The sequence below is a fragment of the Paenibacillus sp. NPDC058177 genome, from assembly GCF_042883835.1.
In the GTDB taxonomy this organism is placed as follows: Bacteria; Bacillota; Bacilli; order Paenibacillales; family Paenibacillaceae; genus Paenibacillus_AQ; species Paenibacillus_AQ agri.
The window spans coordinates 15,230-36,752 of the sequence record NZ_JBHVVB010000005.1; the positions used below are offsets into that span (position 1 = coordinate 15,230).

Sequence of the window (21,523 nt, forward strand, 5' to 3'; positions counted from 1 at the left end):
TCTATACATTTCTATAGAAGTAAGCGATGCATCCCTTCTCTTCCTTCAAAGCTGACATAAGAAGAACTGAACAGCTCACCGCTATATTCATGTCAGGTATTTTCGTCTCACGGCACGCATATACTTTAGGTAAGCATCACGTTTGACTGTACGGTTTACAGTTTGTTATCATTGTAGAGACAGGTTTGAGATTGCCAAATATAAGGAATGACTGCCACAACACGGTTGTCTGATTCCCAGCAGCGAGGTGAGTTAACATTGGGGATATGACCCTGTATCGAATTGGAGAGTTGGCCAAATTTGCCGGCATCAGTGAACGTACGATTGATTATTACACCAAGTTAGGGCTTATTTCTCCGGAGTCGCGGAGCATGAAGAATTATCGTTTATACAATCATGAAACCTTGGCCGCTTTGGAACGTATTAATCAATTGAAGCATGACAAGTATACATTGGAAGAGATCAAGATCATGATGAGCAAATGGAAAACGGCCGCTCCAGAAGCGGATGTATCCGATAAGCTTGTTGAGCTAGAGCTTCACATGCAGCAGCTAGAACGCGAAGTCAAAGCCCTTGAACCGATGATCAGTGGATTGAAGCCCGGGCAGGCGAACAGAGCTTTGTCCGCACTTCTCCCGCAGGGCGTGGCCTGTATTGAAGCAATACGACTTCTTCTGACCCACGGACCGCCGATGTAAGTAGCTTGTTCACACAACACTCTGGAGGAATGACATATGATGATGTACTTATTAGTAATTGTTGCTTTTCTATTCTCGTTATGGGCCCAGTTCAGGGTCAAAGGCACATTCAACAAATGGTCTAAGGTGGCTACCTCCAACGGAATGACAGGATACGATGCCGCGCGCCATATGCTGGATTCCAATGGACTCAGCGATGTTCCTATCGAACCTGTACGCGGCGCTCTATCCGACCATTATGATCCGATCAACCGCGTTGTGCGTCTGTCGGAACCTGTATACTATGAAAGCTCAATCTCCGCCGTATCGGTGGCTTGCCACGAGGTTGGCCATGCGATCCAGCATAAAGTGCACTATCCGATGCTGGCCTTGCGTCACCGGATTTTCCCGGTAGTTAACTTTGCTTCCGGCATCGCTCCTTTCATGCTGATCGCCGGTTTCCTCTTCAGCTCTTTCAATCTGATTGGACTTGGCATCATTTTCTTCTCGGCTTCCGTAGCTTTTCAGTTGATCACCTTGCCGGTCGAATTCAACGCCAGCAACCGCGCCCGTCAAGTCATGGTTGAGCAAGGCTATATCCGTAACGATGAGGAACATGGTGTTGCTAAGGTTCTAAATGCCGCAGCTTTAACTTATGTGGCAGCAGCACTGGTCTCCCTGCTTGAATTGTTCCGCTTGATCACCGTCTTCCTCGGCAATCGTGACTAATATCTGATCTGCCATCCTTTTAAGGGGTGTCCCAAATATCGCATTCGCGGTAGGGGGCACCCCTTAAATATGTTTATCAACACACAAAAACCTCTCTTGTTGAAATGGTGCGTCATCAACCATTTTCTAAAGAGAGGTTTCTTTAATTCTTCTATACTACTCAAGATACAAAATCAGCCTACTGGCGCTCCCGAATGCTTCAGCCTAAAATAGGATAGCAAGAAGGTACGGAAGGAGCGAGCCACAAGCGGCAGCTTGCCGTCAGTCCGGTGAATCAGGCCGACTGTTCTAGTAACAACGGGTTCAACCACCTTCACCTGTGCCGGCTGAAGCGGATTCGTCTGGAAGAGCGCCATCTCCGGAAGCAGACTCACACCCATTCCAGCCGCGACAAGACCGCGTATAGTGTCCGTCTCACCACCCTCAAAGGCTATCTGCGGCTTGAACCCTGCCTGAAGGCATGCCTGCCAGACAATTGGCCGTAGAGAGTACCCCTGACTGAACAGAACGAACTTGTCATCCTTCAGCTGATCCAGCCGAATGACCGATTCCCCGGCAAGCGGATGATTTTGCGGAAGAATCGCGAACAACTCCTCCGTCATTACGATATCTCCTGCCAGATGGTCATTGCTCTCCGGGAAAGGCGAGATAAAGGCCAGATCCACTTCACCCATCAGCACATCCTTGATTAGCGACGGGTACGTCCCCTGCTTAAAACGAAACTTGACATGGGGATAATGCTTGCGGAACTCCGCTACAATACTCGGGATAAGATGCGTGCCCAGGCTATGTGGAAATCCTATACGAATCTCGCCCCGCTCCGGATCCAAAAACTCGTGCACCTCCGCCACCGAACGCTCCAGCTCCTTGAGTACGACCTCTACCCTCTTGCAGAATAACTGGCCCACCGGCGTTAGCTGCAGGTTGCGCCCTTTCTGCATGAACAAGTCCACACCCAATTCCTGCTCCAGCTGATGAATCTGGCGGCTGACCGCAGATTGAGCCACATGTAGCTCTTCCGCCGCGCGGGTGACGTGCTCCTTTTGAGCAACCTTGAGAAAATATTGCAGCTGTCTAAGCTCCACGCTTGTCATCTCTCCTGTCTTCGGCTTCTTTTAAATACGCGAATAATCAGTCCATAGAGGAAAAAGCCGGCGACCAAACCGCCGATATGCGCGACCCAATCTATCTTAGGAACCGCAAACGTCATAATAAGACCCGTCAGCAGAAGCCCATAGAGCGTCTTACGCGATCCTTCATCCATCATTGTTCGCTGCATAAGGGCAATGTAGAGAAATGCCCCATATACAGCGTAGATTGCGCCTGAGGCCCCCACGGAGACTCGCCACACATTGTCATTGGAACTGCTCAGTACGATCGACATTACATTGGCCAATACACCTCCGCCTAAATAAAGCAGCGCATACCGCCACCAGCCAAGTAGCCGTTCCAGTGGAGGAGCAAACACCAGCAATGCAAAACTGTTAAAGAATAAATGAGAAAAACCGTTGTGCAGGAAAATCGCAGCTCCGTAACGCCACCACTCTTCCCTGTAAGGTCCATTATCCACGATTGCTCCGTAATGCACCAGGGTATCTAGATTCGTTGATCCCCCATTAGCTGTTAAAACTACGAACATGACCACATTCGCCAGAAGCAAAAGCGTAGTCACCGGATAATACCGGATATAGCTTCGCCAATTCTCATACCGTATGAAAATCATAATCATCCATCCTTTTATACAAGTTATCCTGTTGGACATTCTCCCTTTAAAAAGATTATAATTTATTGTGGCAGTAACATTCCAATATGCCCATTCGAGGAGGAAACAAGGATATGACGCAAGAAAGAACAGGCGTGGCCACTTTAAAGGGCAGCCCCATCACACTTATCGGACCCGCACTGAAAGCCGGCGATCAAGCACCGGACTTTGTACTCAGCAAGAATCTTCTAGAAGAGGTATCCCTCAGTGATTATGCTGGCAAAATCAAGCTAATCAGCGTTGTCCCTTCTCTGGACACTGGTGTGTGCGATGCACAGACTCGCCGGTTCAATACGGAAGCCGCTGAACTTGGCGATGATGTCGTCATTCTCACTGTCAGCGTAGATCTTCCATTTGCCCAAGCCCGCTGGTGCGGCGCTGCTGGTATTGATCGTGTAATCACGCTTTCCGATCACAAGACTGCTTCATTTGGTGAAGCTTATGGCGTTCTCATTAAGGAACTCCGTTTGGACATGCGTTCCATCTTCGTGATCGACAAGAACGATAAGTTAACTTATGTAGAATACCTGAGCGAAATGGGCGAGCATCCAAACTATGAAGCTGCTATCGCCGCTGTTAAAGAGCTTCTGTAAAGCTTAGCGCAGGACAAACGCACGTATGCACTTTATTATTTGTGAAAAAAGCGGCAGAAGGCCTCCCTTCTTCCGCTTTTCTTATGCGAGTATCTCTCGAAAACGCATACAATCCCCAAATGGAATTGTTATTCGGCTATGCCGCTGTTCTCAATCCACTTTATATTTGCCAAGCTTCTTGTCCAGCGATCCATAAAGGCGCTGAATTACGCGGTAATTGCCGCCGAGGTCACCCAGAGAACCTCTGGAAGCGGAATATATATCAACTGCACAGCGCACCGGCGTCGTATTGAGTACCGAGACGGTGATATCAAGCGTACGGCCTAAAGCTGTTTTTTTCTCTAAAATAATTTCTCCGACGGACTCCACCTCATGCAGCACTTTATAACCCGGAATTTTTTTTAGTGTTGCGGATACTTCTTCCCAAGCCTTGTCCTTCTGCAAATTGTAGTAACGCGTCTTCAATGCCGGATCTTTTGCGCGGTCGCTTGTTCCATCATGGCTGCGGAACAAGCCGACCAAGGTTCTTTTCAACGACAAAATACTTCCCCCTCTTCAAGTCCCATGTTCATTAGTATAAGTGTAACACTCTTGCCTCAGGAACAAAAGAGCAATACTCACTTTCTGAATGTTCGCACAAGACAAGAAGGCGCCCTATCCGCAAAATACGGAAAATAGGGCGCCTGTCATAACCATTGGAAAACCCGCCTATGCCGTCCGGCCACAGTGTCTTCTGAACCTGCTAGAGCAGGTGGGTGATCGCAGAACTCGCTTTTGAATTCCCCAGGCCATATAGGCGGGGCCTTTCAGCCACGTTTCAATTTTGATCTCCCGAGACATTGTCATTGGTTCAAAACAACGAGCAGCCATAACGTACATCGCAGGATTTAGAACTATTATATTGCGTTTTGACGAAAATGTAAACCTGTATGCGCTTTAAATTATAATGGTTTAGAAATTTCGCCAGTTTTCCGCAGCGTCAAGCGATATTGACTTAGATCCGTTTGGTATCTCTATCGTCTTCGTCATCAAGCTTATCTGCCCCGGATTCGCCCTCTTCTTCAAGCTTACGGGCTTCTTCCGCTTCTTGCTCCTTCAGCTTACTCTGCTCAACTTGCATTTGCAGCTTGTTATAGGTTGCATAGAAGTTAAAGAAAGCAAGCATGGCTATTAGCGTAGGAATAGCAATAAAGTACAATGCAGGATACTTCAGACCTATATAAGCCAGTAACCCCGCTCCGATCAAGGTCATGAACACACGAATCGGACGAGCGACGGTCAGCAAAAACGAGTTGATGACAACTTGTTTGAAGGTCATTTGGTAGTGAACTACGATTGAGAAGAAATTAAACATGGACACAAACAAAATAATCATCAGCACCAGCATCAAAATGCCCACAATTTTGAAGTTGGACATTTGCGTCATGTATACGGTCACATCAACGTACATAATGACGATCAGCAGCGTATAGATCAGGCCGCCGAGCATGCTTTTTACATAATTCTCTTTATAACCCTGGAAGAACGTACGGAAAGTGCTGACATCCGTATTTCCCATTACCCATTTGCGCACAACCGTGAATAATGCGGCCGTAGCCGGAAACACAGTAAACGGTGCGAAAATGCCCATTGCCCAATTCAAGGTCAGCTGTTCATTGGGACCGCCTGTGCCAGTACCCAACATAATAATTTTCATAACAGCTGCAAACAGAAACGGAATTGAACAGAACGCCCATAAAATATTACTGAACGCAATCCGTGAAATCCATTCTGTGATGCGGTATAAACCACCCATTGCTCCTTTAAACTCCAATTTCCCTTCCTCCTGTCTGTCTCGCGCATACTGCGTATCTTAACTATACCCTATTTGCCCCGTTCTTTTCCAGCGCCCAAGTTTTTGATTGATAGGTTATGGTCTATACCTTCAAGGTAATAAGTCCATATATTAGAGACGTAACCAATTTAATCAACATTTCAAAGGAGGTATTCCTATGTCCTCACCTGTTGGCTACGGCGGCTGGACTTCCACCGGCACAATTCTGGTTTTGTTCATTCTGCTCGTCATCATCACTCGCACATTCATCTAACCTGTGCCAGTTGATTCCTTGGAGCGTCTATTTCGTCTAGCGGACAAATAGCCGTTCTCTTAACAACGATAAACAATCCATTACCACAAAACTCTTGCTTATACAAAAAAGACGGGACCCGCGTAGCGGTGTCCCGTCTTCTTCATATATTCAGTCATCAGCGGTTGCTGGTGACCTGGTCAGCTTAAGCGTCGAAGGAAGAATCCTCACGTTTTACAGCTGGACGTGTGCTGGTAGTGCTGCTGCTTGGACGAGTAGAAGGTCTGCGCTCACCGCTGCGGGATGCCGAGGAATCACGGCCTGCTGCGTTGTCGCGGTTGCCTTTGTAGCCGCCGCCGTAGCCGCCATTGCCACTACCGTAGTTGCTGCTGTAGCCACCACGGCTGCTTCCGCCGCCGTTGTTGTCACGGTTGCCACGGTATCCACCGCCGCCGGAACCACCACCGTAACCGCCACGGTTGCCGTAGCCACCGTTAGGCTTGCGTCCGCTGCGAATATCGTTCTTGCCACCGCGACGTTTTACGCGGATCGGATCTTCCGGAGTCAATTCGATTTCGGAATCCTTCTTCTCTCCAGTCAGAAGCTTCATTGCTGCAGACAACAATTGTACGGAATCGTATTGCTCCAACAATTGAATAGCAATGCCTTTATATTCATTCAGCTCGCCATTCTCCACCATATGAAGTAGACGCTCTGCAGTAATGCGTTGCTTACCTTCAATTGCCTCAGCCATAGTTGGCAATGGCTTGCGGGTAATACGGTGACGAGTAACACGCTCAATCAGGTGCAGGTGATCCATTTCGCGTGGAGTCACGAAAGACCATGCTGTACCTTCCTTACCTGCGCGACCAGTACGGCCGATACGGTGTACATAGCTCTCAGGATCTTGTGGAAGGTCAAAGTTGATTACATGGGTTACGCCGGATACATCGAGACCACGTGCTGCCACGTCTGTAGCTACCAGTACATCAATGCTTCCGTCACGGAATTTACGCATAACGGCATCACGTTGATTCTGGGAAAGGTCACCGTGAAGTCCATCAGCGGAATATCCGCGCTTCTGGAGGGCTTCAGCCAATTCATCAACCCGGCGCTTCGTGCGTCCGAATACGATAGCAAGGTCAGGAGACTCCATATCGATCAAGCGGCTTAGCGCTTCGAACTTTTGACGTTCAGGAACTTCGATGTAGGCCTGGTCGATCAGCGGTGCGCTGATTTGCTTAGGAATAACCGACACGTGCTGCGGATTCTTCAGGAATTGCTGAGCAAGACGTTGGATGTTCGGGGGCATAGTAGCAGAGAACAGCATAGTTTGACGCTCTTCCGGAACAAGCTTGAGGATGGACTGGATGTCCTCCATGAAGCCCATGTCCAGCATTTCATCTGCTTCGTCAAGGACAACAGTCTGTACATCGTCCAGACGGATGGTTTTGCGGTTAATGTGGTCCAGGAGACGTCCTGGGGTACCGATAATGATCTGAGGTTTCTTCTTCAGCCCACGGATTTGACGGCCGATATCTTGTCCGCCATAGATCGCCAGGGAACGAAGTCCTTTGAAGCGGGTCAGTTTGCCGATTTCCTCAGCTACCTGGATAGCCAGTTCCCGCGTCGGGGTCATTACAAGTGCGAGAATCTTCTCATCTTCACGGTTGATTTTGGAAATGAGGGGAATACCAAATGCAGCAGTCTTACCAGTACCTGTTTGTGCTTGACCAATTAGGTCCGATCCGGTCAATGCCAGGGGAATCGACTGTGCTTGAATAGGTGTTGCTTCCTCAAATCCTAGCTCTGTGATTGCCTGGAGAACTTTTGGCTCCAGGCCGAATTCTGCGAATGTTTTCAAATTATTCATGCTCCTTCTATACAGTGGACATTCCACATGCTTGTCTGTATTCTTAAGTAGCGGTAAACACATTTATAGGCTGTCCAATCATGCCAGAATCTCTGCATGGTTAACGCGTACCTGGGACGAAAAGCCGTCCTATCATCAGGCGCTTCAAAATCACCTGAGCAATTGTAGCTTCACATCCGAAGCAATGCAAAAGTACCATTGTAACGTCCTACTCAAGAATATCCTATACATTATATCACAAACATAAAGGGGAATACCAGTGTATTCCTTTCTTTCATGGTTTACAATACACACCAGAGGTGAATTTGCTTGTTAAAACGTATTGGGAGTTATGCAACAGTCATATTTGGATCTGCATTGATCGCCAGCGGCTTCAATCTTTTTTTGATACCGCACCGTTTGCTAAGCGGCGGCGTGTCAGGTCTGTCGATGCTCGTGGGGTATTTCACCCCATTGAACATCAGTCTGCTGTATCTTTTGTTCAACATTCCGCTGCTTGTGGCAGGATGGTTTCAGCTCGGACGACGATTCATCGTTCTCAGCATCCTCTCTGTCGCCTCCACCACATGGATGATGACACTGATTCCAGTAAGAGTGGTACCCTCGGATATGCTGCTTGCTTCTGTATTTGGCGGCGTGATGGTGGGCATCGGGAGCGGGATTTCCTTCCGTGCTGGCGGCTCGTCCGGCGGCTTCGATATTCTGGGCTCCATCATTACCCGCTACCGTGATTTTCCGGTAGGCACTATTATCGCGGGAATGAACGGTCTGGTCATTCTGGCCGCAGCTTATTTTGACAACAATTGGAACCTCGCTTTGGCATCCATGGTTTCGATCTATGTTACCGGCAAGGTGGTCGACATGATTCACATCAGCCATATCAAGGTAACCGTATATATTGTAACCAATCGTACGGAAGAGCTACTCAAGCAGCTGCTCGTTCTGCAGCGCGGAGTTACTAAGATTCGCACCGAGGGCGCTTATTCTCACGTGGAAAAGGACATGCTAATGACAGTAACTACACGGTATGAACTTGCAGAGCTGAAACGCATCATCAAAACAACGGACCCGCAAGCTTTTGTTAATATCGTGGAGACTGTAGGCGTCATGGGTTCATTCCGCAAGAGGTAAATTGAGAAACAATGCACATGCTTTAAATCTGTGGTATATTATAGTCACGCAGGACCCTTTATAATTTCATGAAGATTGTGCTTTACCTTCTTACTTCCAAGCATCTCGTTTTTCTGGGTGAACCCTGAATTCAAGTTCAGTACCATTCGAAAAAGGAAGGGTGATTGTTGTGGAAATGGAAACGGTAAAATTGTCAGCAATCGTCATGAGATGGTATCCCGATATGATGCCGTTTCTCAAGCAGGACGAACTGAATTCGGTGATCGTGCTGCGCGACGGACTAAGTATTTTGGAACCGGCAGATGCCATGGACATCATCCATTACAGCATCTGTGAGCATCAGAACTCTGCGTATCTTCACTAAGCAAGCCGCAAGAACATTTTCTTGATTGTTGCCGCTCTGGATTTGGCCATGTGCTGAACCCGGGCGGCATTTACTTTTTAATCTTCCGTTTAAAATTAGTGCATCCCGTTTATAAACAGAAAAGGGTCACTGCACTAGGAACACATTGTCAGCAAGTTTATGACAAGTCTGTTCTTTTTGGGAGCAGTTGTTCCTGTATAATTCTAAGGAACGTACATAAAGGGAGAGAATGAAGAATGAACATCACCTGGGCTCTATTGATGATGACACTGGGAAGCGTAGGCATTCAGCAGGACCAGCATTCAGCCAATGTGACAGCCGCTTTGCAGGCCGCAGCTAAGAATCCTGCCATCATTGCACAAAACAGCACCAATCCGAGCCAGAATACCACAGGCGGAGACAGCGTTGCCGCGTCGGCTACACCAGCACCACAGACCGGTGGCCAGAATAGCGCCCCCCTTGCTGATCCTCAACCGGATGCGCCTAAGGTGAAAGGCATATATGTTACTGCTTACAGTGCGGGCGGCGCCCGTATGGAGCAGTTGCTTAACCTGATTGATTCCACGGAGCTTAATTCCATGGTTATTGATATCAAGGATGATGCCGGGTATATCACTTACAAGACGGACAACCCGGAGCTTCAGCAAATGGGCGAGCCTAAGCCATTCATCGGAGATATCAACAAACTCATGGAGCGGCTGAAGCAGCACCAGGTCTATCCGATTGCGCGGATCGTTGTATTCAAGGATACCGTGCTCGCCAAGAAACACCCGGAACTGTCTTTTGTGAATCCGGACGGCACTATCTGGAAGAACAAGGGCGGCGACAGCTTCGTTAACCCTTACAATGAAAACGTGTGGAAATACAACGTGGATATTGCAAAGGAAGCAGTTAAGCTAGGTTTCAAGGAAATCCAGTTCGACTATGTCCGTTTCCCCGAAGGCTTTGAGAAGCGTGCCGACACGCTGAAATACACCAAGAGCGATAAAGCGCGTATTGATATCATTGCGGATTTCGTAAAATATGCCAAGGCAGAGCTTAACCCGCTTGGTGTTCGCGTCTCTGTTGATATCTTCGGCTATGCCGCTTCCGTCCCTGCTGCGGAAGGCATCGGTCAGGACTTTGTGAAGATCTCCAAGAATGTCGATGTTATCAGTCCGATGGTCTACCCAAGCCATTATACGACCGGCTGGTTCAGTGTTAAGGACCCGGACAAAGACCCTTATGCAACGATCAAGGGTTCTATGGTGGACACACACAAGAAGCTGGACCCGCTGGGAAGCTACAAGCCTGTGATCCGGCCGTGGATTCAGGATTTCACAGCCAGCTGGCTTGGAAGCGGCCACTATGTGAAGTACGGCAAGCAGCAGGTAGAGGATCAGGTACGTGCCTTAAAAGATCAGAATGTTGATGAATTCCTGCTCTGGAATGCCAACAACCGCTACACCGCTGATGTAAATTACGGAAAATAAGCTTACGGCCATTATTTTTTTATACGGAATCTGAATCAATTTTATAATGCGGATTTCAATCCGAAATGGATTTATGAAATTGACTCAATCTGATAGTATATTCTTATTAAGGGACCCGGCATCCGCCGGGTCTTTTGCCGGGCAGTTTGGCAAAATTAACCGAAAAAATTATAGAACCCGAGGCAAATAACAATGATCCAAAGTAATTCTATCAAGCAAAAAATGGGACAATTCCTGCACATTCTGTTTCCGATTCTGGTCACCCAGATTGCGTTGTCCGCCATTACCTTCTTTGACACAAACATGTCCGGCAAGTTCGGTACAGCCGACCTGGCAGGCGTTGCTATCGGCACAAGCCTCTGGATTCCGATCCAGACCGGATTGAACGGTATTCTGATGGGGATCACCCCCATCGTTTCACATCTTGTCGGCAGCAAAAGAGACAACGAAGTCGCCTATAAAGTTACACAGGGCATTTGGCTATCCCTAATTGTATCTCTGCTTGTCCTGCTTATCGGCTTCTTATCGCTGTCACCGATTCTGAACTTCATGAATCTGGAGCCTGCAGTTAGAGATATCGCGGCCCGCTTCCTGGGAGCTATTTCTTTTGGCGTGATTCCTCTCTTCGGTTACACCGTCCTGCGGAGCTGCATTGATGCGCTCGGTCAGACACGAGTATCCATGTTCATCACACTGATTGCTCTGCCGGTTAATGTAGGCCTTAACTATCTTCTGATCTTCGGAAAATTCGGCTTTCCGCAAATGGGCGGTGTCGGGGCCGGTGTTGCATCTGCGATCACATACTGGGTAATATTCCTTGTTGCGCTGGTCTTTATCTACCGGGCTGAGCCGTTTGTCGGCCTTAGACTGTTCCGCAAGTTCCATTTCATGTCGCTGTCTACCTTCAAGGAATTGCTTAAAATTGGTGTTCCTATTGGCTTCTCGATTTTCTTCGAGACGGCGGTCTTCTCAGCAGTGACACTGCTGATGAGCCGATTCGATACGATGACCATCGCCGCCCATCAGGCAGCGATCAATTTCGCTTCGACCCTGTATATGATCCCGCTCAGTATCTGCATGAGCCTTACAATTCTTGTTGGCTTCGAGACTGGCTCCGGGCGGCTCAAGGACGCTCGTCAGTACGGCATTATCGGCATCGGCGCAGCGGCGATACTTTCATTCGTAACGGCACTGGTGCTGCTATTCGCTGGCAATCATGTCGCTGGACTCTACTCTGATGAGCCCGCGGTTATCTCGTTGATCCAGCATTTCCTGATCTATGCGATCTTCTTCCAGATCTCGGATGCAATCGCCACACCAACCCAAGGCGTGCTGCGTGGCTATAAAGATGTGAACCCCGCCTTTATCATCTGTTTTATCGCTTACTGGGTCATTGGCCTACCAGTAGGCTATGTGCTGGCGACCTATACCGATTTGGGTGCATATGGCTACTGGATCGGACTGATCACCGGTTTGGCAATCGGAGCGATACTGCTGATGTCAAGACTCGTTATTGTGCAGCGCCGTTTTGCTGCCAAGGTGAACGCAGGCGAAGCGTAAGCCTGCTAGAAATGAATGTACAAAGCAGCGAAACACGTTGATAGCGTGCTCGCTGCTTTTTTACGTATGATGATAGTAACTTATATAACCTGATTGCTTGCTACGTACAGGAATAAGCTTGGTTTAAAAGCAAAATAGAAATCAAGTTCGAATGCAAGTTTGAATGCAAGCTTGAATGCAAGTTCGAGTGCAAGTCCGAATGCAAGTTCGAATGCAAATTCGAGTGCAAGCTTGAATGCAAGTTCGAGTGCTAGTTCGAGTGCAAGTTCGAAAGGCTGAGGAGCTTTCCCTTTTTGCAAAAGATAGTTAACTCGGGGAGGAGAGGTTGTTGATAACTGTAGTCCAATTCATCCCCATACCCCCAAACGCTCAACTTCGGCACCCTTGCCTCCACCTTGGGTATAGTAGACAAACTCATCTCACAGGGTACCCAAAAATAATAAGGGCAAAACTGTATCTTAATTTTAGATGTAAACACACCAAACGGGAAATAAGGGCAGAAATGTATGTTAAATCTACACTTTTGCCCGAAAAGAGGCTGCACCTATGAAATTAACATACAATATTGCTCTTATTTGCAAAATAATATGATTCCGCAGGAAATTAAGGTACAGAATTGCCCTTATTTCGATGCACACGTGCTCCAGCCAGCTATCTGCATTCTGCCACCTATCGGCAGCTATTGGGCCACAAACTACAATCATCTTCTGTCAGCACCTTCAAGATAGGGTACATACTTTGGAGTATGACTTAGTATCAGCCACACAACGCTAACTCTAACCCTTAGATCCCACTACCTATATCAGACGCCACCCTCCTTTTGGCTCTTACGGACATCGGCTTGTCTTTCCCATCTGATTGATCCACATTTTTTACATGGTGTGGTTTCCTAAACCAATAAAAAAAGGGCGAGCTTCGCTCATCCCACAACAAATAATTTCTTATACGTTAAAAAAAGGAACAGCATGACTGCTGTCCCTTCCGTTTAAACTCTTTGCTTCTTTGCCACTTAATCGCTAAGCTTCTAACCCTTAACTCCTTTGCTTCCTGGCTCCTTAGCTTCTAACACTTAACTACCTGGCTACCTGGCTACCTGGCTACCTGACTGCTTAGTTCTTACACTTAACTACCTAGCCACCTAGCTGCTTAGCTTCTAACACTTAACTACCTGGCTGCCTAACTGCTTAGCTTCTAACACTTAACTACCTAGCCACCTAGCTACTTAGCTTCTAACACTTAACTGCCTGGCTACATAGCCGCTTAACATCTAGCCCCTACTAATTCGCTATGGCTGCTTAGTTCTAACCTTCCAACCCTTCGCTACCTGCTCCTTAGCTTCTAAATTGCTTAGTCTCTAAACACTAGGCTCCTTAACGCTCGCCTTGGTCCCTTATCTACTCTTAACAAGCAGCTCTACCGCTTCCTTAATCACCTTATCCGGCGAATGGCCCTGCTCTAGTTCTTCTTGAATACAATGCTGCAGATTGGAACCGATCACGGTTCCTACAGTACGGTCGACCGCTGTACGGATGGCCGTCAGTTGGGTAACAATTTCACGGCAGTCCTTGCCTTCCTCCAGCATCCCCAATACACCGCGAACCTGGCCCTCGATCCGCTTCAGTCTGTTTTTAATCGCGTTATCATACTCCATTGCTTCACACATCCTTTAAATAAACAAGTTAACGCCTGCATCGTCGGCAGCGCCGAGATAACTGGCTACACCTCCAAAATCCACACCGTCCAGCAGCTCTTCCTTCTTAATCCCCATAATATCCATACTCATCGTACAGGCAATCATCCGCACTCCTGCGTTCATAGCTCCCTGCATCAGTTGCTCCAAGGAGTCTACATTCTTCTGTTCCATCGCATGGCGGATCATCTTCGGCCCCAGCCCGCCCATATTCATCTTGGACAGCGGCAGGGATTTGCTGCCCTGTGGCATCATGATTCCGAACATCCGCTCCATGCCGCTCTTCTCTACCGCAGGCGCCTGTATTTTTCGTAAAATGTTTAAGCCCCAGAAGGTAAAGAACATCGTCACTTGCTTGCCCATAGCCACAGCTCCGGTTGCAATAATGAAGGAGGCGATAGCTTTGTCCAAATCACCGCTGAACACAACCATGGTAGAACCATTCTTGTTCCCAGAACCTGATTCAGGGATCATTAACCGTCCATCTTGATTCCGAGAAGTATCCCGGCCTTTGCGCAGCACAGCTGTTACCTTCCCCTGAGACACATCCAGCGCTTCCAGTGTATTGCCTGTTTTGTGGCACCACTGCTCAATATCTGCTGCAAAACCAAAGTCTGTTGAGGTAACCTCCAGCTGGCCGCCTTCTTCCAGTGATTGTACCGTTTCGTATACCTTGAGTATAGGCCCCGGGCATTGCAATCCGCAAGTATCCAGCAAGGTCAACTGCGCATTCGTCCCTATTGGATTATGGGTTACTGGAACCTCAGAGGGGTTCTCGGGTCCTGGCTGTTTGCTCTTTGCTTTAGTCGGACCACCGCCAGTCGGGCTACTACCTACTTCTGGGGATTGGGTCAGCCGCCCGGCTCGCAGCATTGAAGCATAGGTCTTGTAGCCGCCATCTACGTTACGAACGCGATAACCATGTTGGCTTAACAAGCGTGCCGCGATATATCCACGCAGTCCAACCTGACAAGAGACCGCGATCTCCTGCTCGCGCGGAATCTCAGCCAACCGGCCGCGTAGCTGACCAAGTGGAATATGAATGGACCCTGAAATAGCCCCTGCCAGCAGTTCAGCTGCATCTCTGACATCAATGATCAGCCCGCCATTCCGGTGAAAAGCATCCACCTCATGCCACTGCAGCGTATCTACGAGGCCATCCATCAGGTTGGAGGCGATATAACCCGCCATATTGACAGGGTCCTTGGCCGATGAGTATGGTGGCGCATAAGCCAGTTCTATGTCGGCTAGTTCCTGCACATCCAGTTTGCCGCGGATGGCTGTGGCGATAACGTCGATTCTTTTATCCACTCCCTCCGCTCCGACGGCCTGTGCGCCATAAATTCCCCCCGTCTCTGGATTGAACAACAATTTCATAGAGATTGGCGAGCTTCCAGGATAGTACCCTGCGTGGGAGTTCGGGTGCAGATGAACCGCCTTGTACGGAACGTTAAGCCGGCGCAGCGTTTTCTCGTTGTTGCCCGTCGAAGCCGCTGTCAGCGCAAAGGTCTTGATGATTGCCGTACCAAGCGCACCCTCATACGCTATGGGCTTACCGTTGATATGATCAGCTACCAGTCTTCCTTGGCGATTCGCTCCCCAGGCGAGTGACACCATCGTAGCGAATCCATGATTCCAGTCTTTGACCTCGATGGCATCGCCCACTGCGTAAATGGCAGGGTCGCTGGTTTGAAGCTGGGCATTCACCTTGACCGCCCCACGGAATCCAAGCTCAAGCCCACAGGATTGAGCAAGATCGTTCTCTGGACTTACCCCGATTGCCATAATAACCATGTCCGTGTGCAGCAAATCTCCAGAGGTCAGATGCAATTCACGACCTGCAGACTTGAATTCCTTCACACCTTCCTTCAGCCGGATATCCACCCCATTAAGGCTCATATGTTGCTCCACAAGGATCGCCATTTCAGGATCTAGCGGATTCAGCAGTTGTTCCCCCCGATCAAGAAGTGTAACCTCAACACCGCGTTCGCGCAGATTCTCGGCCATTTCCAGCCCAATGAACCCTCCGCCGATAACCGTCGCATGTATAGGGTGACGCTCATCTACAAAGCCTTTAATCCTATCCGTATCCTGAACATTTCTTAGCGTGAACAAGTTAGCGGCATTTTCGATTCCCGGAATCTCTGGCATTATAGGCCTTGCACCCGGTGATAGCACAACGAGATCGTAAGCCTGTGTCCCTTCTTCACCCGTGAGTGTATTGCGGAAATGAATAAGCCTCTGTTCGCGGTCTATTGACGTCACCTCGGTCAGCACGCGTACATCAATGTTGAAACGGTCTTTAATCCCCTTAGGGGTCTGTAGGAACAATTTTTCACGGGAATTAATGCTGCCCCCAATATAGTAAGGCAATCCGCAGTTAGCAAAAGAAACATGCTCGCCCCGCTCGAACATCACAATCTCGTCTTGCTCATTCAAACGCCGAAGCCTCGCTGCAGCGGAAGCCCCTCCGGCCACGCCCCCAATGATTACAATTCTTCTATTCATCTCTCATCCTCCTCGTATATACCCTATGGGGTATATAATATACGGGTGGGGGTATATTGTCAAACGTAAAATATCCAGTCCTCTTCAAGAGTCCTCACCAGAATCGCTGAATCCAACATCCTTAAGGGGCCTCACCAAAGATCGCCGAATCCAACATCCTTAAGTGTTCTCACCAGAAATCACCCAATCTAACATCCTTAAGGGCCTCACCAAACATCGCCGAATCTAACAACTTCAAACGTCCGCTCTGGAAATCAGCAGATTTCCCAACATAAAAAGCCCTGCGATCACCGCAGGGCTCATAACTTCATAATTTCAGTACATAATCATTGCCGTTCTTATTGAGAAAGACGGGAAGCCAATTCATACAACTCAACGTTGAAGTCCTTCTTGCTATTGACCACGGTGTCAATGTCAGTCAGAACAAGCTCACCTTTGATGATACCGCAAGCTTTACCGGATTCGCCATCCAGCAGTTTGCGCACAGCGAAATCACCCAGGCGGCTTGCCAGATTGCGGTCCGCTGGTGTCGGTGTACCGCCACGTTGAATATGTCCGAGCACAGTAACACGAGCATCCAAAGAGGAGTGACGGTCCTTCAGTGCCTGAGCAACATCTTCGCCCTTGCCTACGCCTTCAGCTACGATCACAATACTGTGTCTCTTACCGTTGACAAAGTTATCGCGCATACGATCGGCAACTTCATTCAGATCATAAGGCATTTCAGGGACAAGAATGGTCTCCGCGCCGGAAGCAAGACCCGCATGCAACGCGATATCGCCGCAGTGACGACCCATAACTTCAACGACAGAAGAACGTTCGTGAGAGGACATTGTATCGCGGAGCTTATTGATCGCATCCACAACTACACCTACTGCAGTGTCAAAACCAATGGTGTAGTCTGTGTAAGAAATATCATTGTCGATCGTTCCCGGCAGGGCCATCGTCTTGATCCCAAGCTTGCTCAGTTTGTTGGCACCTTGATAAGAACCGTCGCCGCCAATAACCACCAGGCCGTCAATCCCCATCTCATTAAGGATGTCCGCACCCTTTTGCTGGCCTTCAGGCTTCACGAACTCCAGACATCTGGCCGACTGCAGGATGGTACCCCCGCGCTGGATGATATCGCCGACGCTGCGCAGATCCATCGGGAAGATATCCCGGTTCAAAAGCCCTTGGTATCCGCGTTGAATCCCAAATACTTCAATACCGAAATAAAGTGCGCTGCGCACTACTGCGCGAACTGCGGCATTCATCCCTTGCGAATCCCCGCCGCTGGTCAAGACTGCGATCTTTTTAACTGTTGCCATTCTGATGTTCCTCCTTAAAATTGTGCGAAGGCCGTCTCTCTTGCGAGAAACTGCTCCACAAGCATTCCTAATACATGTGCTTGCGTATCCAGCGGCTGTTCACGAAGAAGAAGAGCCTCGTTAGCGGGCTTCCCTTCATCAGCCGTTTCGATACTGAGCGAACTTCCCGCTGTTCGCTAACTTTCGGATCGGATAAATACAATGCCAGCAAACCTTCGATGACCATGCGATGCATCGAGGTCTCGGGAAGATTCCGGACATCCTTGCGGGCCCACTCCACGATGGAAGCGATCCGATTCAACATGGTATCAGTGTCGTCATAATAATTGCAGAAATTGAGATCACCGCCGGCCCTGTCTTCATCCTGATCGATGAGGTAGTCCAGCATAATGTGCAGACCGCACACATGCGGGAAATACGCCGCACGAATGGACGCCGACTGTGCCTTGCTCAGCTTGGGATCACATGAGGCCAGAAAAAGCATAAATACACCCAGGGTAGATCCTGTAGCCGCCGCAAACTCATTCCAATACAAATGAGGTGCGCGGCTTCCATGCTCCTCCCACCATTCCTTCAGGGCAGCTTCCCTGAGTTCCGGGCGGATGTGCTTGTACACCTGCAGGTCTGTATACAATTTAGCCAAGTCGGCGATCTCATCCGCTGCAGCCGCATAACCCGGCAGCAGGGAAATCATCTCCTGGCATTTGCGGACCAGTCTGTGCAGATAACCGCCATCATTCTGTTCGGTGCGAAGCGCATAATAATTAACAAGCTCCGCTTGAGGATTGATAGCATCCAGCATCGACTGATGCAGCAGCCTGAAATCGGCAGGATCCAGTGAGGTACTACGGTCACATAAGTTGTCCAGATAATCGCTGATCGTTTGATAAGCAACAATAAGCGGAATAAGTATATGTCTCATCGATAAATTACCGGCCGCATAAATACCGCCGCCCTCGCAGTGAAACTGTTTAGTCTCAATGCTGGCCAGCGCTTGCTTCCGGAGCTCGGGATCGGGAATCCCTTCCGCATCTTGACGCCAGAAGCCCAGGCATGACCTAACTTCCGGCAGCACGTACTTGTAGACCCTCTTCATAAGTCCTATAGGACCTTTCGGGCTTAGGTAACGGCCTTGCTCAAATTCATTCAATGACAGTGCCTCCACATTGTTGTCTCCTTATCCAAATCATCATTATTATAATATGATCACCGTATTTGTACAAACAACAAAATCACTTTCACAAATCCTTGCAAGATTCAGAAATACCGCTATTTTCGTAAACATGGCTTCCTTCCTTTGTGCTATACTACTCGTATTTGATATTCGGAGGAGTGCAAAACATCATGTTTTCAGAACGGAGCGGCAGCGGTTCCGGTGAGCAGAACTGGCTGCGATCCTTTATGTTTACGGTTTTCGGCACCAGCGTCCTGGTTGTATCTTATTTCCCATTGTTCTATACCCATCTCGGCTTCAGTAGTTCGCAGGTAGGATACCTGTACTCTCTCGGACCGCTTATTTCAATTCTCTCCAATCTATTCTGGAGCATGATCAGCGACCGACTGGGCACCATCAAGAAGATCATGGTCATCCTGCTGGCAGGTCAACTTGTTCTGGCGCTTCTTTTGGCGAGGGCAACGGAATTTTCATCGGTTATGATTATTTTATCCCTTTTCTATTTCTTCTATTACCCTGTTTTTCCACTTGCAGATACGATGGCTATCAAAACCGCAACCCGCTATGGACGAAATTTCATCACAATTCGGGTATTCGGTTCTCTGGGCTATGCCTTTTTCGCATTGACAGTAGGCTACGTACTGCGGGCTGTAGGCTCTTCCTGGAGCATGGCTGTCTGTATTGCTATAGTCATCGCTGCCCTGTTGATCACCATTCCCTTAAAAGATGCTAAGCGGGACCCGGCAGCGCTGAAGAACAAGCCTGAGAAGAGTCATAAGGGCGGAAAAGGCAGTGGATTGAAAGAAATTCTGCTGCAAAAAGAAGTGCTGTCGTTCTTTGGTATCGTCTTTATACTTGCCCTGGGACATCGGATGAACGAGGCTTTTCTGACCATTAGCCTGAAGCAGCTTGGAGCTGGTGAGGAGATTATCGGCTGGGCGCTGCTTGCTTCCGCGTTAAGTGAAATTCCAGTTTTCTTTCTTCTTAGCAAATATGGAGAGCGGTTCAAGGAACTCCCTCTGCTTGTCTTTGCCAGTCTCATGTACGCCCTGCGCTTCCTGCTCATGTCCTACGCTCATGCTCCGTTGGCGATGGTAGCGATCCAGGCCATGCACAGTGTAACTTTTGGTGTATTTTATGTCACCTCGGTTCGTTACATCACACGGATGATACCCGATCATCTGCGTGCCACGGGCATGGCGCTCTTCACCATCGTCTGGTCGAGTGCTTCCGGGCTGCTCAGTGGAGCTTTCGGTGGAATCATCTATGAAAATGCCGGGCGGTCTACCTTCTACATGGTTGCAGCACTCTTCTCGATCCTTGCGTTTGGCGGATTTTTGCTAAAATACCTGCTGTCCTCCAACACAAAGGTTGCACCGGAAGCTTCCCTCAAGAAGCAGGCTGTCCAAGCTCAGGACTCGCAACCACCAGGAACCACTCCTGCGGAGAATTCCACACTATAGGGGCGTTCCTATTGAGGAACCGCCTATCGACAAACAACCATACCCTGTGTCCTTCCATGAAGGGCGCAGGGTTTTTAACAAAATATAAGAATTTGTATGTTCTACGCTATAAATTATCCTTATATTTCTCGCTGAAACGGATACCGCCCCTTAGCGGACGGCAACGCCGTTTCTACTTGTCAGGATATATAACAAAAAAACACAGTCCCCGAGAGAACTGTGTGTTGTGTAATTCGTTGGTTACCACTTTTACAAGAGCTAGCCAAATTGATATATATTTCTCAGCAGACAGCCAGGCTGTCAGAACCGATTCTTATAGTTTTACTACGTTAGCTGCTTGTGGACCACGGTTGCCGTCAGTGATGTCAAACTCAACAGCTTGACCTTCATCCAAAGTCTTGAAGCCGTCGCCTTGGATTGCTGAGAAGTGAACGAATACGTCTTCGCCGCCTTCTACTTGAAGAAAACCGTAACCTTTTTCTGCGTTAAACCATTTTACTGTACCTTTCAAATGAACAACCTCCTAAAAATAGCGCCATATATGGCGTATGCTTACATTATACTCCATTTTATTGTCCAGTGCAATCCATCTTTCCCTCGTATCCCTGAATTAATTTGCTTTTCCCTTCCCGGGTGCGTTATCATTGACCCAAAAGCCAAAAATCGCCAGGGTGGTAATGAAAATGATCAAAAAACACGAAATATACAAAACAGACAAATGGAACATGATGACGGTTGAGGTCCAAGGCCGCTATATCATCCTTCGGGAAATTTCCGATCAATGGGGTGAGGAAACACATACCTTCATGAGCCGTCCGGCCATGATGCAGTGGGTGGGCAACCGCTTCAACAAAGAATCCTATAAAGACAACGAAGAAGAGTATAAGAAAATCATGGAAGCTTTCAAGCAGGTATAACGAGGATGAACACAGAGAATCTCACGATTTATACAATCGTTGTTCTATGTCTCGGCGCCGTGCTAATTATGTCCAGGGACCGGGTACCGCAGCGATTGAAGCGGGGGATGGCCCTGACAGCCGCCATTATGATTTTCCTGGCTTTTGTCTTCATTATTTACAGCTTCCTGGCATAACCTGCGCATAAGCGACGCTGAGATTACATAATCATGGTCAAGCTGGGCATATTAGGAA

The 21,523-nt window shown here is 48.5% G+C and carries 22 protein-coding genes and 1 other RNA gene; 11 read left to right on the forward strand and 12 right to left on the reverse strand.

Annotated features, from left to right (window positions below; all coding sequences use genetic code 11):
- The first annotated feature begins 266 nt into the window (after nt 1–266).
- The gene (locus ACFVU8_RS19565) at nt 267–698 is read left to right on the forward strand and encodes a MerR family transcriptional regulator (RefSeq protein WP_066371807.1); all 432 of its coding nucleotides are present in this window, start codon (nt 267–269) and stop codon (nt 696–698) included.
- 36 nt (nt 699–734) lie between these two features.
- The gene (locus ACFVU8_RS19570; RefSeq protein WP_379468735.1) at nt 735–1,406 is read left to right on the forward strand and encodes a zinc metallopeptidase; all 672 of its coding nucleotides are present in this window, start codon (nt 735–737) and stop codon (nt 1,404–1,406) included.
- Nucleotides 1,407–1,579: 173 nt separating this feature from the next.
- Here ACFVU8_RS19570 and gltC read toward each other — a convergent pair whose 3' ends face one another.
- Nucleotides 1,580–2,491, reverse strand: a complete 912-nt coding sequence (gltC, locus tag ACFVU8_RS19575) for a glutamate biosynthesis transcriptional regulator GltC (protein ID WP_175374360.1) — start codon at nt 2,489–2,491, stop codon at nt 1,580–1,582.
- Between the two features lie 5 nt (nt 2,492–2,496).
- Nucleotides 2,497–3,129 carry a rhomboid family intramembrane serine protease gene (locus tag ACFVU8_RS19580; protein ID WP_387429517.1) on the reverse strand — a complete coding sequence of 211 codons (633 nt, stop codon included), beginning with the start codon at nt 3,127–3,129 and terminating at the stop codon, nt 2,497–2,499.
- Nucleotides 3,130–3,242: 113 nt separating this feature from the next.
- Between ACFVU8_RS19580 and tpx the strand changes: the two genes are divergently transcribed.
- Nucleotides 3,243–3,761, forward strand: coding sequence for a thiol peroxidase (gene tpx, locus ACFVU8_RS19585; protein ID WP_387429519.1), 519 nt, complete (start codon nt 3,243–3,245; stop codon nt 3,759–3,761).
- Between the two features lie 150 nt (nt 3,762–3,911).
- Here tpx and ACFVU8_RS19590 read toward each other — a convergent pair whose 3' ends face one another.
- From ACFVU8_RS19590 to ACFVU8_RS19600, 3 genes are all read right to left on the reverse strand, one after another.
- Nucleotides 3,912–4,301: a DUF1499 domain-containing protein gene (locus ACFVU8_RS19590; protein WP_066371822.1), complete on the reverse strand. Its 390-nt coding sequence runs from the start codon at nt 4,299–4,301 to the stop codon at nt 3,912–3,914.
- Between the two features lie 157 nt (nt 4,302–4,458).
- Nucleotides 4,459–4,651: non-coding RNA, 6S RNA (gene ssrS / locus ACFVU8_RS19595), on the reverse strand.
- A 104-nt stretch (nt 4,652–4,755) separates the two neighbouring features.
- The gene (locus ACFVU8_RS19600) at nt 4,756–5,574 is read right to left on the reverse strand and encodes a YesL family protein (RefSeq protein ID WP_379468729.1); all 819 of its coding nucleotides are present in this window, start codon (nt 5,572–5,574) and stop codon (nt 4,756–4,758) included.
- Between the two features lie 178 nt (nt 5,575–5,752).
- Here ACFVU8_RS19600 and ACFVU8_RS19605 point away from each other — a divergent pair, with 178 nt between their 5' ends.
- Complete coding sequence (locus tag ACFVU8_RS19605) at nt 5,753–5,848, forward strand: hypothetical protein (RefSeq protein ID WP_042186834.1); 96 nt, start codon at nt 5,753–5,755, stop codon at nt 5,846–5,848.
- A gap of 184 nt (nt 5,849–6,032) precedes the next feature.
- On the opposite strand, the gene cshA is transcribed toward ACFVU8_RS19605, so the two are convergent.
- Complete coding sequence (cshA, locus tag ACFVU8_RS19610) at nt 6,033–7,691, reverse strand: degradosome RNA helicase CshA (RefSeq protein ID WP_387430115.1); 1,659 nt, start codon at nt 7,689–7,691, stop codon at nt 6,033–6,035.
- 318 nt (nt 7,692–8,009) lie between these two features.
- Between cshA and ACFVU8_RS19615 the strand changes: the two genes are divergently transcribed.
- The 4 genes from ACFVU8_RS19615 (at nt 8,010) to ACFVU8_RS19630 (ending at nt 12,227) form a co-directional block, all read left to right on the forward strand.
- The gene (locus tag ACFVU8_RS19615) at nt 8,010–8,831 is read left to right on the forward strand and encodes a YitT family protein (RefSeq protein ID WP_379468727.1); all 822 of its coding nucleotides are present in this window, start codon (nt 8,010–8,012) and stop codon (nt 8,829–8,831) included.
- A gap of 175 nt (nt 8,832–9,006) precedes the next feature.
- Nucleotides 9,007–9,195: a hypothetical protein gene (locus ACFVU8_RS19620; protein ID WP_175374354.1), complete on the forward strand. Its 189-nt coding sequence runs from the start codon at nt 9,007–9,009 to the stop codon at nt 9,193–9,195.
- A gap of 236 nt (nt 9,196–9,431) precedes the next feature.
- Entirely contained in the window at nt 9,432–10,667 is a 1,236-nt protein-coding gene (locus ACFVU8_RS19625; RefSeq protein ID WP_379468725.1) for a putative glycoside hydrolase, read from the forward strand.
- A gap of 192 nt (nt 10,668–10,859) precedes the next feature.
- A complete protein-coding gene (locus tag ACFVU8_RS19630) occupies nt 10,860–12,227 on the forward strand; it encodes an MATE family efflux transporter (RefSeq protein ID WP_387429521.1) in 1,368 nt (455 codons plus the stop codon).
- Nucleotides 12,228–12,307: 80 nt separating this feature from the next.
- Here ACFVU8_RS19630 and ACFVU8_RS19635 read toward each other — a convergent pair whose 3' ends face one another.
- The 5 genes from ACFVU8_RS19635 to ACFVU8_RS19655 form a co-directional block, all read right to left on the reverse strand.
- Entirely contained in the window at nt 12,308–12,526 is a 219-nt protein-coding gene (locus ACFVU8_RS19635; RefSeq protein ID WP_387429523.1) for a hypothetical protein, read from the reverse strand.
- Nucleotides 12,527–13,617: 1,091 nt separating this feature from the next.
- Nucleotides 13,618–13,878, reverse strand: a complete 261-nt coding sequence (locus ACFVU8_RS19640) for a metal-sensitive transcriptional regulator (protein WP_066371850.1) — start codon at nt 13,876–13,878, stop codon at nt 13,618–13,620.
- 15 nt (nt 13,879–13,893) lie between these two features.
- Entirely contained in the window at nt 13,894–16,425 is a 2,532-nt protein-coding gene (locus ACFVU8_RS19645; protein WP_387429525.1) for a CoA-disulfide reductase, read from the reverse strand.
- Between the two features lie 338 nt (nt 16,426–16,763).
- Complete coding sequence (gene pfkA / locus ACFVU8_RS19650; RefSeq protein WP_066371858.1) at nt 16,764–17,735, reverse strand: 6-phosphofructokinase; 972 nt, start codon at nt 17,733–17,735, stop codon at nt 16,764–16,766.
- Nucleotides 17,736–17,802: 67 nt separating this feature from the next.
- Nucleotides 17,803–18,885, reverse strand: a complete 1,083-nt coding sequence (locus ACFVU8_RS19655) for a tetraprenyl-beta-curcumene synthase family protein (RefSeq protein WP_175374348.1) — start codon at nt 18,883–18,885, stop codon at nt 17,803–17,805.
- Between the two features lie 194 nt (nt 18,886–19,079).
- On the opposite strand from ACFVU8_RS19655, the gene ACFVU8_RS19660 reads away from it, so the two are divergent.
- Entirely contained in the window at nt 19,080–20,372 is a 1,293-nt protein-coding gene (locus tag ACFVU8_RS19660; protein ID WP_387429528.1) for an MFS transporter, read from the forward strand.
- Nucleotides 20,373–20,685: 313 nt separating this feature from the next.
- Here the strand turns inward: ACFVU8_RS19660 and ACFVU8_RS19665 are convergent, their stop codons facing one another.
- A complete protein-coding gene (locus ACFVU8_RS19665; RefSeq protein ID WP_019911834.1) occupies nt 20,686–20,883 on the reverse strand; it encodes a cold shock domain-containing protein in 198 nt (65 codons plus the stop codon).
- 172 nt (nt 20,884–21,055) lie between these two features.
- Here ACFVU8_RS19665 and ACFVU8_RS19670 point away from each other — a divergent pair, with 172 nt between their 5' ends.
- Both ACFVU8_RS19670 and ACFVU8_RS19675 read left to right on the forward strand, forming a co-directional pair.
- A complete protein-coding gene (locus tag ACFVU8_RS19670) occupies nt 21,056–21,289 on the forward strand; it encodes a hypothetical protein (RefSeq protein ID WP_066371860.1) in 234 nt (77 codons plus the stop codon).
- Nucleotides 21,290–21,294: 5 nt separating this feature from the next.
- Complete coding sequence (locus ACFVU8_RS19675) at nt 21,295–21,465, forward strand: hypothetical protein (RefSeq protein WP_175374346.1); 171 nt, start codon at nt 21,295–21,297, stop codon at nt 21,463–21,465.
- The last annotated feature ends 58 nt before the right edge of the window (nt 21,466–21,523 follow it).

Coding starts and splice junctions, on each gene's coding strand:
- ACFVU8_RS19640 (WP_066371850.1), bottom strand. CDS start 13,878: ATGGAGTATGATAACGCGATTAAAAACAGACTGAAGCGGATCGAGGGC.
- ACFVU8_RS19630 (WP_387429521.1), top strand. CDS start 10,860: ATGATCCAAAGTAATTCTATCAAGCAAAAAATGGGACAATTCCTGCAC.
- ACFVU8_RS19565 (WP_066371807.1), top strand. CDS start 267: ATGACCCTGTATCGAATTGGAGAGTTGGCCAAATTTGCCGGCATCAGT.
- ACFVU8_RS19675 (WP_175374346.1), top strand. CDS start 21,295: ATGAACACAGAGAATCTCACGATTTATACAATCGTTGTTCTATGTCTC.
- ACFVU8_RS19625 (WP_379468725.1), top strand. CDS start 9,432: ATGAACATCACCTGGGCTCTATTGATGATGACACTGGGAAGCGTAGGC.
- ACFVU8_RS19580 (WP_387429517.1), bottom strand. CDS start 3,129: ATGATTTTCATACGGTATGAGAATTGGCGAAGCTATATCCGGTATTAT.
- tpx (WP_387429519.1), top strand. CDS start 3,243: ATGACGCAAGAAAGAACAGGCGTGGCCACTTTAAAGGGCAGCCCCATC.
- ACFVU8_RS19670 (WP_066371860.1), top strand. CDS start 21,056: ATGATCAAAAAACACGAAATATACAAAACAGACAAATGGAACATGATG.
- ACFVU8_RS19660 (WP_387429528.1), top strand. CDS start 19,080: ATGTTTTCAGAACGGAGCGGCAGCGGTTCCGGTGAGCAGAACTGGCTG.
- ACFVU8_RS19645 (WP_387429525.1), bottom strand. CDS start 16,425: ATGAATAGAAGAATTGTAATCATTGGGGGCGTGGCCGGAGGGGCTTCC.
- ACFVU8_RS19605 (WP_042186834.1), top strand. CDS start 5,753: ATGTCCTCACCTGTTGGCTACGGCGGCTGGACTTCCACCGGCACAATT.
- pfkA (WP_066371858.1), bottom strand. CDS start 17,735: ATGGCAACAGTTAAAAAGATCGCAGTCTTGACCAGCGGCGGGGATTCG.
- ACFVU8_RS19620 (WP_175374354.1), top strand. CDS start 9,007: ATGGAAACGGTAAAATTGTCAGCAATCGTCATGAGATGGTATCCCGAT.
- ACFVU8_RS19570 (WP_379468735.1), top strand. CDS start 735: ATGATGATGTACTTATTAGTAATTGTTGCTTTTCTATTCTCGTTATGG.